Here is an 11,833-nt window from a genome sequence, read left to right on the forward strand (position 1 = left end):
TCACGCAGCCGGTAGCCGATGGAGCGCACGCGACGCGGTTCGAAGGCGATGCCCACGAGCGACGCGACGCCGATGACGATGGCCGCCCATGGCCTGGGCCGCGCGGGTGCTCGTCATCCTGCTCGCCGCGTGGCTCGGCTGCACGCGCTCGGAGTGAAGTACGCTGACTGGGGCCTCACGGGCCTCCAGTCGCACGAGGAAAGGCAGCAGCCCGAGTGATCGCACCGCTCAGCATCCCGAGCCCCGACTACGAATGGCAGATCTGGGAGATCAACCTGTTCGGGTTGCAGCTCAACATCCACATGTACGCGCTGTGCATCCTGGTCGGCATCGTCCTCGCGGTCGTGATCACGTCGCGACGGCTCACCAAGCGGGGCGCCGAGCCCGGCGTGGTCCTCGACATCGCGCTCTGGGCGGTGCCGCTCGGCATCATCGGAGCGCGCATCTACCACGTGCTGACGCACCCCAACGACTACTTCTACGAGGGCGCCAACGTCTGGAACCCCTTGCAGCCCGGTGCGATCTGGAACATCTGGGAGGGCGGCAACGCGATCTACGGGTCGCTCATCGGCGGCGCCATCGGCGTGTGGATCGGATGCCGCATGACCGGCATCCGGTTCTGGTCCTTCGCCGACGCCCTCGCCCCGGGCCTCCTCGTCGCGCAGGCGGCCGGACGCCTCGGCAACTGGTTCAACCACGAGCTGTTCGGCATGCCCACCGACCTGCCCTGGGGCCTCGAGATCGAGTCGTCGAACATCGCGTTCCCGGCCGGGCTTCCCGACGGCACGCTGTTCCACCCGACGTTCCTCTACGAGATCATCTGGAACCTCGCGGGCGCCGCGCTCATCATCCTGCTCGAGCGGCGTCTCAACCTCCGCTGGGGCAAGGCGTTCGCGATCTACCTCATCTGGTACGGACTCGGCCGCTCGTTCTTCGAGGCGATCCGCGTCGACCCGAGCGAGATGTTCCTCGGAGTGCGGGCGAACGTCTGGGCGTCGTGGGCCGCGGTCATCCTCGGCGTCGTGATCCTCATCGTGCAGCGCCGCCGGCACACCGGCGACGAGCTCTCGCCCTACGTGCCGGGCCGTGAATGGAAGCGCCCCGACCCTGAGGTAGACTCGGACGAAACCGAGTCCGACTCCGACTCTCTCGACGATGGCGTCGAGGGCGAGAACAGCACGGGCGAGACGGCAGCCACAAGCTCGAGCCGTTCTACCTCCGCGTAGCGCCCCATCTCCCAGTTCTCCGACGCGACGCCGCACCATGCGCCGCGACATCCCTTCGAAGGGCCGACGACGTCCCCTGCTGCCTAACTAGTTGATGAGGACGGTCCACGTGTCGCTCACTCCACCCTTCTCGAGGTTCAGTCTCGTTCCCGACGCCCAGGGCCTCTACGACCCTGCCGCCGAGAAGGACGCCTGCGGCCTCGCGATGGTCGCGACCCTCCGGGGCTCCGCCGGACACGACATCATCACCGCGGCGCTCGATGCCCTGCGCCACCTCGAGCACCGTGGTGCCGTGGGTTCCGACGCGGGCACCGGCGACGGCGCGGGCATCATCACCCAGGTGCCCGACGGGTTCCTGCGTGCCGTCGCGCCATTCGCACTGCCGGCGGCCGGCTCGTACGCCGTAGGCAACGCCTTCCTGCCCGTCGACCCGACGGCGCGCAGCAGTGTCAAGCGCCGATTCGTACAGCTCGCGGCATCCGAGGGCCTCGAGGTGCTCGGCTGGCGCGAGGTGCCCGTGCGTCCCGACGAGCTCGGCACGCTGGCCAGGGCGGCGATGCCCGTGGTGCAGCAGCTGTTCGTGCAGTCGTCTGCGACCACGTCGGAGGGCACCCGCCTCGAGGGCATCGCGCTCGACCGGCTGACGTTCCGGCTCCGCAAGCGCGCCGAGCGCGAGCTCGAGCTCTACTTCGCCTCGCTGTCGTGCCGCACCCTCGTCTACAAGGGCATGGTCACCACGCTCCAGCTGGAGCCGTTCTACCCCGATCTCTCCGACGAGCGGTTCGCGTCGAAGCTCGCCCTCGTGCACTCGCGGTACTCCACGAACACGTTCCCGTCGTGGCCGCTGGCCCAGCCCTTCCGGATGATCGCGCACAACGGCGAGATCAACACCATCCAGGGCAACCGCAACTGGATGCGCGCGCGCCAGTCGCAGCTCGAGTCCGAGCTGCTCGGCGACCTCGACCCCATCCTGCCGATCGTCACGCCCGGCGCGAGCGACTCCGCGTCCTTCGACGAGGTCGTCGAGCTGCTGACCCTGTCGGGCCGCAGCCTGCCGCACGCGGTCATGATGATGGTGCCCGAGGCCTGGGAGAACCAGACCGAGATCGATCCTGCCCGCCGCGCGTTCTACGAGTACCACTCGATGCTCATGGAGCCGTGGGATGGTCCGGCGGCCATCGTGTTCACCGACGGCTCGCTCGTCGGTGCCACGCTCGACCGCAACGGCCTGCGTCCGGGCCGGTACATCGTGACCGACGACGGCCTGGTGGTGCTCGCGAGCGAGATCGGCGTGCTCGACATCGACCAGTCGAAGATCGTGCGCAAGGGCCGCCTGCAGCCGGGGCGCATGTTCCTCGTCGACACCGAGGCCGGCCGCCTCATCGAGGACGACGAGATCAAGGCCGACCTGGCCGCATCCGAGCCGTGGGGCGACTGGCTGGAGGAGGGCCGCATCCGCCTCGCGGAGCTGCCCGAGCGGGAGCACATCGTGCACCCCCCGGCATCCGTGAACCGTCGCCAGCGCACCTTCGGCTACACCGAGGAGGAGGTGAAGATCCTCCTCACTCCCATGGCGAAGACCGGGCAGGAACCGCTCGGCGCGATGGGATCCGACACCCCGATCGCGGTGCTCTCGCAGCGGCCGCGGCTGCTCTTCGACTACTTCACGCAGCAGTTCGCGCAGGTCACCAACCCGCCGCTCGACTCCATCCGCGAGGCGGTCGTCACCTCGCTCGGCTCGTCGCTCGGACCCGAGCGGAACCTCCTGACCGCCGGGCCCGACCACGCCCGCCAGGTGTCGCTCGACTTCCCCGTCATCGACAACGACGAGCTCGCGAAGATCGTGCACATCGACCCGCGGGTGGGTGCGCGCACGACCAAGACGCTGAAGGGGCTCTACCGCGTCGACGATGGGCCCGAGGCCATGCGGGCGCGCCTCGACGCCATGTGCGACGAGGTCGACGAGGCGATCGAGGAGGGTGCGTCGTTCATCGTGCTCTCCGACCGTGACTCCAACAAGGACCTCGCGCCCATCCCGTCGCTGCTCATGCTCTCGGCGGTGCACCACCACCTCATCCGGTCCGAGACCCGCATGAAGGTCGGACTCGTGGTCGAGGCCGGCGACGTGCGCGAGGTGCACCATGTCGCGCTGCTCGTCGGCTACGGCGCGTCCGCGGTGAACCCGTACCTCGCCATGGAGACCTGCGAAGACCTCGTGCGGGGCGGAGTGATCACCGGCGTCACGCCCGAGCAGGCCGTGCGCAACGTCATCAAGGCGCTCGGCAAGGGCGTGCTCAAGATCATGTCGAAGATGGGCATCTCGACCATCTCGTCCTACGCCGGCGCCCAGGCCTTCGAGGCCGTCGGGCTCGAACAGGAGTTCATCGACGAGTACTTCACGGGCACCACCTCGAAGCTCGGCGGCGTCGGCATCGACGTGGTCGCGTCCGAGAACCTGCACCGTCACCGCGTGGCCTACCCCGAGGACGCCGCCGTGCGTGCGCACGAGCGGCTCACCACGGGCGGGGAGTACCAGTGGCGCCGCGACGGCTCGCCGCACCTGTTCAACCCCGAGACCGTGTTCCGGCTCCAGCACGCCACCCGCAACCGCCGGTACGACATCTTCCGCGACTACACCGCGCTCGTCGACTCGCAGGCCGAGGAGCTCATGACGCTGCGCGGCATGTTCGCGCTGCGCACCGGCGCCCGCCAGCCGGTGCCGATCGACGAGGTCGAGTCGGTGGAGTCCATCGTCAAGCGCTTCTCGACCGGTGCGATGAGCTACGGCTCGATCTCCAAGGAGGCGCACGAGTCGCTCGCCATCGCGATGAACCGGATCGGCGCCAAGTCGAACACCGGCGAGGGCGGCGAGGACCTCGACCGGCTCCTCGACCCCGAGCGCCGCAGCGCGATCAAGCAGGTCGCGTCGGGCCGGTTCGGCGTGACGAGCATGTACCTCACGCACGCCGACGACATCCAGATCAAGCTCGCCCAAGGCGCCAAGCCGGGCGAGGGCGGGCAGCTGCCGCCCACGAAGGTGTACCCGTGGGTCGCGCGCACCAGGCACGCGACCGCCGGCGTCGGCCTCATCTCGCCGCCGCCCCACCACGACATCTACTCCATCGAGGACCTCAAGCAGCTCATCTTCGACCTCAAGCGCGCCAACCCCAAGGCGCGCGTGCACGTGAAGCTCGTGAGCCAGTCGGGCATCGGCGCGGTGGCGGCCGGCACCGCCAAGGCGCTCGCCGACGTCATCCTCGTCTCGGGGCACGACGGCGGCACGGGCGCGAGCCCCCTGAACTCGCTGAAGCACGCCGGCACCCCCTGGGAGCTCGGCCTCGCGGAGACCCAGCAGACGCTCATGCTGAACGGCATGCGCGACCGCGTGGTCGTGCAGGTCGACGGTCAGCTGAAGTCGGGCCGCGACGTGATCATCGGCGCGCTGCTCGGCGCGGAGGAGTTCGGCTTCGCCACGGCGCCGCTCGTCGTGCAGGGCTGCGTCATGATGCGCGTCTGCCACCTCGACACCTGCCCGGTGGGCGTCGCGACCCAGAATCCCGAGCTGCGCAAGCGGTTCTCGGGCAAGCCCGAGTTCGTCGTCAACTTCTTCGAGTTCATCGCGCAGGAGGTGCGGGAGTACCTCGCGGAGCTCGGCTACCGCTCGCTCGACGAGATCATCGGGCGTCGCGACCTGCTCGACGTCGACCGCGCGGTCTCGCACTGGAAGGCGGCTGGGCTCGACCTCACGCCGGTGCTCGTCGGCCCCGACTTCTCGGAGTCCGAGCCGCGGCGCAACCTCCGGCACCAGGACCACGAGCTCGACAAGCACTTCGACAACGAGCTCATCCGTCGCAGCCGCATCGTCCTCGACGACGGCGGCACGGTGCAGATCGAGCTGCCGATCAAGAACACCGAGCGTGCCGTCGGCACGATGCTCGGGCACGAGGTCACCGTCCGGCGCGGCGAGCACGGCCTGCCGCCCGGCTCCATCGACGTCACCCTCACGGGCTCAGCCGGCCAGTCGTTCGGCGCGTTCCTCCCGAGCGGCATCACGCTGCGACTCGAGGGGGACTCGAACGACTACGTCGGCAAGGGCCTCTCGGGCGGCCAGCTCGTGCTCCGTCCCTCGAGGGACAGCGGCTTCGTCGCCGAGCAGAATGTGATCGCCGGCAACGTCATCGGCTACGGCGCGACCCGCGGCAGCATGTTCATCCGCGGCATCGTCGGCGAGCGGTTCCTCGTGCGCAACTCCGGCGCGACCGCGGTCGTCGAGGGCGTGGGCGACCACGCGCTCGAGTACATGACCGGCGGCCTCGCGCTCATCCTCGGCGACACCGGGCGCAACCTCGGCGCGGGCATGTCCGGGGGCACGGCCTACGTGCTCGGCCTCCACGAGGACCGGGTGAACCGCGAGTCGCTGAGCTCGGGGGAGCTCGAGTTGCACCCGCTCGGCAGCGCCGACCGCGAGATCGTGCGCGACCTGCTCGACCAGCACCTCGAGACCACGGACTCCGCCGTCGCCGCGAGGATCCTCGCCGAGGGGGATGCCGCGCTCGACCGCTTCACGAAGGTGCTGCCGCGCGACTACGCCGCAGTGCTCCGCACGCGCCAGAGCGCCGTCGACGAGGGGCTCGACCCCGACGGCGACGTCGTCTGGACGCGGATCCTGGAGGTGACCGGTGGCTGACGCATCCGCGATGCCCATCGGCATCGACGACTTCTCCCCGAACCGAGCGCTGCTCGTCGAACGCATGGAGGTGACGGGTGGCTGACCCGAAGGGCTTTCTGAAGGTCACCGAGCGGGAGCTGCCCAAGCGGCGCCCCGTGCCGGTGCGCATCATGGACTGGAAAGAGGTCTACGAGCAGGGCGACCCCGCCCAGCTGCGCCGGCAGGCCGGACGTTGCATGGACTGCGGCATCCCGTTCTGCCACCAGGGCTGCCCGCTCGGCAACCTCATCCCCGAGTGGAACGACCTCATGTGGCGCGGCGAGGGCCGCGCGGCGATCGAGCGCCTGCACGCCACGAACAACTTCCCCGAGTTCACGGGCCGGCTCTGCCCGGCTCCCTGCGAGTCGGCGTGCGTGCTGGGCATCAACCAGCCCGCCGTGACGATCAAGCAGGTCGAGGTCTCGATCATCGACCAGGCGTTCGGCAACGGCTGGGTGCAGCCGCAGCCCCCCGGCCGCCTCACCGGCAAGACGGTCGCGGTCGTCGGATCCGGGCCGGCCGGACTCGCGGCCGCGCAGCAGCTCACGCGCGCCGGGCACACCGTGGCCGTGTTCGAGCGCGACGACCGCATCGGCGGTCTCCTGCGCTACGGGATCCCCGACTTCAAGATGGAGAAGAAGCACCTCGACCTGCGGCTCGCGCAGATGACCGCAGAGGGCACCCGCTTCCGCGCGGGGGTCGACATCGGCGTGGACATCACGTGGGAGCAGCTGCGTGAGCGGTACGACGCGGTCGTCGTCGCGACGGGCGCCATCGTGCCGCGCGACCTGCCGATCCCGGGCCGCGACCTGCCGGGCGTGCACTTCGCCATGGAGTACCTCACCCAGTCCAACCGTCACCTCGCCGGCGACCAGGTCTTCGACCAGATCACGGCGGAGGGCAAGCACGTCGTCGTCCTCGGCGGCGGCGACACCGGTGCGGACTGCATCGGCACGGCGCACCGCCAGGGTGCGCTGTCGGTCACCAACCTCGCCATCGGCAAGGAGCCGAGCCAGTCGCGCCCCGGCGACCAGCCGTGGCCGATGCACCCGACCATCTTCGAGGTGCAGAGCGCCCACGAGGAGGGCGGCCAGCGCCAGTACCTCGCATCGACGGTCGAGTTCCTGGCCAACGACGCGGGCGAGGTGCGGGCGATCCGCGTGGCCGAGACCGAGTACCTCGACGGCCGCCGCGTGCCCAAGGCGGGCACCGAGCGCGAGATCCCCGCGGACCTCGTGCTCCTGGCCCTCGGGTTCACCGGCCCCGAGACGCGCGCGCTCGACGAGCAGCTGCAGCTCCCGGTCACCGACCGGGGCAACATCGCCCGCGATGGCGACTACTCGACGTCCCAGCCCGGCGTGTACGTCGCCGGCGACGCCGGGCGCGGACAGTCGCTCATCGTGTGGGCCATCGCCGAGGGGCGCGCTGCGGCATCCGCCGTCGACCGGTACCTTGAAGGCGACACCGACCTACCGAGCCCGATCCCGGCGCACGCCCGCGCCTTCGCGATCTAGACCCAGCGCGCGCCGACGGCGCGTCGCACGACCACGACCCAGCGCCTCGGCGCGGAACACGGGAGCACACACCAGATGAGACGAGCGAAGATCGTCGCCACCCTCGGGCCGGCGACATCGAGCTATGAGCAGATCCGGGCGATCGTCGATGCGGGCATCGACGTGGCACGGATGAACCTCAGCCACGGCAGCTACGACGTCCACGAGGGCGTCTACCAGAACGTGCGGAAGGCGGCGAACGACTCGGGTCGCGCCGTCGCGGTGCTCGTCGACCTGCAGGGCCCCAAGATCCGGCTCGGCAAGTTCGAGAACGGCCCGCACGAGCTGGCCGAGGGCGACATCTTCAAGATCACCACCGAGGAGATCCTGGGCACGAAGGAGATCGTCGGCACCACCTTCAAGGGGCTTCCCCAAGACGTCAAGCCCGGGGACTTCCTGCTCATCGACGATGGCAAGGTCCGCGTCGAGGTCGTCGAGACCGACGGCACCGTGGTGACCACCCGCGTCATCGTGGCCGGACCGGTCTCGAACAACAAGGGCATCAACCTGCCCGGCGTCGCGGTGAACGTGCCCGCGCTGTCCGAGAAGGACGAGGCCGACCTGCGCTGGGGCCTCGAGCTCGGCGCCGACCTCATCGCGCTCTCCTTCGTGCGGAACGCGAGCGACATCGACCGCGTCCACGAGATCATGGCCGAGGTCGGCCGTCGCGTGCCGGTGATCGCGAAGATCGAGAAGCCGCAGGCCGTCGACGCGCTCGAGGAGATCACCGAGGCGTTCGACGCGATCATGGTCGCGCGCGGCGACCTCGGCGTCGAGCTTCCCCTCGAGGCCGTGCCGATAGTGCAGAAGCGCGCCGTCGAGATCGCGCGCCGCCTGGCGAAGCCGGTCATCGTGGCGACGCAGATGCTCGAGTCGATGATCCACAGCCCGGTGCCGACGCGCGCCGAGACCTCCGACGTCGCCAACGCGGTGCTCGACGGCGCCGACGCGGTCATGCTCTCGGGCGAGACGAGCGTGGGCGAGTACCCCGTCATCACGGTGAAGACCATGGCGCGCATCGTCGAGTCCACCGAGGAGCACGGGCTGGACCGCATCCTGCCGCTCGGCACGAAGCCGCGCACGCAGGCCGGCGCGATCACCCTCGCAGCGGTCGAGGTCGCCGACTTCGTCGAGGCCAAGTACCTCTGCGTGTTCACCGAGACGGGCGAGTCGGTGCGCCGGATGTCCCGCATCCGCTCGGTCATCCCGATCCTCGCCTTCACGCCCGACCCGGCGATCCGTCGCCGTATGGCGCTGAACTGGGGCGTCGAGTCGTACGTCGTCGACCGCGTGACCCACACCGACCAGATGGTCGGCCAGGTCGACGACGTGCTCGCCAAGACCGGCAAGGCCGCGAACGGCGAGAAGGTCGTCATCATCTCCGGGTCCCCTCCCGGCATCCCCGGCACCACCAACGACGTGCGCGTGCACGTCGTCGGCGAGGTGCTCTAGCACGTCGCCGTCCGACGGCCCGGTTCTCCGAGTGAGCGCCGGGCCGTCGTCCGTATGTCGTGGATGCGTGACGCCGCACCTCCGTGCCAGACTTCCGTCATGGGGGGTCGTGCTGACGGGCAGGAGCGCATGATGTCGACCGGATCGAGTGCAACCGCCGGCCGTGCGCGCCGCGCGCCGAAGCGTCCCTCCACGACGCTCGCGGAGCGGTGGACCACCATCGACGGCATCGACGTCTTCTACCGGGAGTCACCCGTCCCGCCGCCGGGCGCGCCCGTCATGATGCACGTGCACGGGTTCGGGCTGTCGGGTCGCTACCTGCTCCCCACCGCCGAGCGGCTCGCCGACGACTTCCACACGCTGGTGCCCGACCTTCCCGGGTTCGGTCGCAGCGGCAAGGCCGCCGACGCGCTGGACGTGCCCGACCTCGCGCACGCGGCGGCGCGGTTCCTCGACGATCGCGGGATCGAACGCGTCACGCTCGTCGGCAACTCCATGGGCTGCCCGGTGATCTGCGAGTTCGCGTACCACTATCCCGAACGCCTCGAGCGGGCGGTGCTCGTGTCGCCGGCCGGCGGCATCTTCAACCAGCCGCTCCGCCGGGCCATGGGCCAGATCAGCCGCGACGGCACGCGCGAGCCGCCGCAGTTGATGCGCGTGGTGACGCCCGACTACCTTCGGTTCGGCGTGCCGAGCACCATGCGCATGTTCAGGGCGCTCACGCAGTACCCCTCGCTCGAGCGGATGCTCGCGATGCACATCCCCACCCTGGCGGTGCTCGGCGACCGCGATCCCCTCATGCCGGGGCCCGAGCGGGTGCAGGAGGTGGCGAGCCAGACCGACAACCACGTGCTCATCGTGAAGATCGAGGGGGCGGCGCACGCGATCAACTTCAGCCACTCCGGTGAGCTCGCGCACATGATCCGGCTCTTCATGGCCGACAAGCCCATCGTCGACGACCCCGACTCCCCGGGCCACGCGCGCCTCTACGAGATCCACCGCGGCACGCAGCATCCGCCGGCTCGCGAGGGCTGACCGCCCAGGGCGGGGCGTTGCGGATGCCGCGACGCGCGCAGGCGGCTCGCGCCGACGGTGCCGGTGGTGGGGGTCGAACCCACACGCCCTCTCGGGCAAAGCATTTTGAGTGCTCCGCGTCTGCCATTCCGCCACACCGGCCAGAGGCCTCGCCCAGAATACCGTAGGCTTTCCTGCGTGACTGACAGCGAAGAGACCCAGCCGCCCGCGCCGCGCCGCGTCGTCGTCGCGGAGGATGAGTCGCTCATCCGCCTCGACATCGTCGAGATCCTCCGCGACAACGGCTACGAGGTCGTCGGTGAGGCCGGAGACGGCGAGACCGCGGTGGCGCTCGCGACCGAGCTGCGCCCCGACCTCGTCATCATGGACGTGAAGATGCCCCAGCTCGACGGCATCTCGGCGGCCGAACGACTCTCGAAGGGTCACATCGCCCCGGTCGTGCTCCTCACGGCGTTCAGCCAGAAGGAGCTCGTCGAGCGCGCGAGCGAGGCCGGCGCGTTGGCCTACGTCGTCAAGCCGTTCACCCCCAACGACCTGCTTCCCGCGATCGAGATCGCCCTCGCCCGCCACGCCCAGATCATCGCCCTCGAGGCAGAGGTCGGCGACCTCGTCGAGCGGTTCGAGACCCGCAAGCTCGTCGACCGGGCGAAGGGCCTGCTCAACGAGAAGATGGGCCTCACCGAGCCCGAGGCGTTCCGCTGGATCCAGAAGGCGTCGATGGATCGTCGCCTCACCATGAAGGACGTCTCGCAGGCGATCATCGAGCAGTTGGCGCCGAAGAAGTAACACCCAGACCCCTGATCTCCGGATGCCGCGACGACCTGCTCGTCGCGGCATCCGTCGTCGTCGGCGACCCTGTGCAGGGCGTCCCCGGCGGCGGATCGGTGTCGGCGGCCGCTTGTAGGCTTGGGGGGTGCCGGACGCAGACAAGCCCACCCTTCTCGTGATCGATGGCCACTCGCTGGCCTTCCGGGCCTTCTACGCCCTCCCGGTCGACAGCTTCTCCACCCGCGACGGGCAGCACACGAACGCCATCCACGGGTTCCTGTCGATGCTGCTCCTGCTGCTCGCGAACGAGAAGCCCACCCATCTCGCGGTCGCCTTCGACATGTCGCGCCAGTCGTTCCGCACCCGGGAGTACGCCGAGTACAAGGGCAACCGGGGTGAGACGCCCGTCGAGTTCAAGGGCCAGGTGCCGCTCCTGCAGGAGGCCCTGCAGGCGATGGGGATCCGCACCATCGAGAAGGAGGACTTCGAGGCCGACGACATCCTCGCGACGCTGGCCACGCAGGCGTCGGCCGACGGCTATCGCGTGCTCCTCGTCTCGGGCGACCGCGACACCATCCAGCTCGTCGACGACGACGTGACGCTGCTCTACCCGAACACGCAGGGGGTGTCGCAGCTCAAGCGCTACGACACCGCCGCGGTCATCGAGCGCTACGGCATCCGCCCCGAGCAGTATCCCGACGTCGCCGCCCTCGTCGGCGAGACGAGCGACAACCTCCCGGGCATCACGAAGGTCGGCGAGAAGACGGCGGTGAAGTGGCTCGGGCTGTACGGCGACCTCGAGGGCATCCTCGCGCACGCCGACGAGATCAAGGGCGTCGCCGGGCAGAACCTGCGTGACCAGCGCGAGAACGCGGAGCGCAACCGCCGGCTCAACCGGCTCGTGCGCGATGTCCCGCTCGAGGTCGTGCTCGATGAGCTCGAGGCGAAGCCGATCGACGTCGAGTCGGTGCGACCGCTCTTCGAGCGCCTCGAGTTCCGCACCCTCCTCGAGCGGCTCACCAAGCTCGCTGCCGGCGAGCTCAACGGCAACGGCGGTGCGCGTGCGGCCGCGGCCGGCGCCGGTGCGGCCG

At 69.9% G+C, this 11,833-nt stretch carries 7 protein-coding genes and 1 tRNA gene; 7 read left to right on the forward strand and 1 reads right to left on the reverse strand.

The genetic code is table 11. From position 1 onward, the window contains the following. Window positions 1–215: 215 nt before the first annotated feature. The 5 genes from lgt (at window position 216) to GH736_RS09540 (ending at window position 9,974) form a co-directional block, all read left to right on the forward strand. Complete coding sequence (gene lgt, locus GH736_RS09520) at window positions 216–1,226, forward strand: prolipoprotein diacylglyceryl transferase (protein ID WP_407922334.1); 1,011 nt, start codon at window positions 216–218, stop codon at window positions 1,224–1,226. Window positions 1,227–1,320: 94 nt separating this feature from the next. Next, window positions 1,321–5,913 carry a glutamate synthase large subunit gene (gene gltB / locus GH736_RS09525; protein ID WP_159602526.1) on the forward strand — a complete coding sequence of 1,531 codons (4,593 nt, stop codon included), beginning with the start codon at window positions 1,321–1,323 and terminating at the stop codon, window positions 5,911–5,913. Between the two features lie 77 nt (window positions 5,914–5,990). Continuing rightward, the gene (locus tag GH736_RS09530; protein WP_159602529.1) at window positions 5,991–7,448 is read left to right on the forward strand and encodes a glutamate synthase subunit beta; all 1,458 of its coding nucleotides are present in this window, start codon (window positions 5,991–5,993) and stop codon (window positions 7,446–7,448) included. Between the two features lie 75 nt (window positions 7,449–7,523). Next, window positions 7,524–8,939 (forward strand): pyruvate kinase, encoded by a 1,416-nt coding sequence (gene pyk, locus GH736_RS09535; RefSeq protein WP_159602532.1) that lies wholly within the window; start codon window positions 7,524–7,526, stop codon window positions 8,937–8,939. Between the two features lie 132 nt (window positions 8,940–9,071). Next, window positions 9,072–9,974: an alpha/beta fold hydrolase gene (locus GH736_RS09540; protein ID WP_159602541.1), complete on the forward strand. Its 903-nt coding sequence runs from the start codon at window positions 9,072–9,074 to the stop codon at window positions 9,972–9,974. 58 nt (window positions 9,975–10,032) lie between these two features. Here GH736_RS09540 and GH736_RS09545 read toward each other — a convergent pair. Next, window positions 10,033–10,115, reverse strand: a tRNA-Leu gene (locus GH736_RS09545). 36 nt (window positions 10,116–10,151) lie between these two features. Here GH736_RS09545 and GH736_RS09550 point away from each other — a divergent pair. Next, window positions 10,152–10,760, forward strand: coding sequence for an ANTAR domain-containing response regulator (locus GH736_RS09550; RefSeq protein ID WP_159602535.1), 609 nt, complete (start codon window positions 10,152–10,154; stop codon window positions 10,758–10,760). Window positions 10,761–10,887: 127 nt separating this feature from the next. Next, the coding region (locus GH736_RS09555; protein ID WP_328596825.1) for a 5'-3' exonuclease at window positions 10,888–11,833 on the forward strand (946 nt) is incomplete at its 3' end.

Source organism: Agromyces humi, assembly GCF_009720255.1.
In the GTDB taxonomy this organism is placed as follows: Bacteria; Actinomycetota; Actinomycetes; order Actinomycetales; family Microbacteriaceae; genus Agromyces; species Agromyces humi.

Excerpts from the sequence above, each read along its gene's own strand:
- gltB (WP_159602526.1), top strand. The coding sequence starts at position 1,321 with ATGAGGACGGTCCACGTGTCGCTCACTCCACCCTTCTCGAGGTTCAGT.
- GH736_RS09540 (WP_159602541.1), top strand. The coding sequence starts at position 9,072 with ATGTCGACCGGATCGAGTGCAACCGCCGGCCGTGCGCGCCGCGCGCCG.
- pyk (WP_159602532.1), top strand. The coding sequence starts at position 7,524 with ATGAGACGAGCGAAGATCGTCGCCACCCTCGGGCCGGCGACATCGAGC.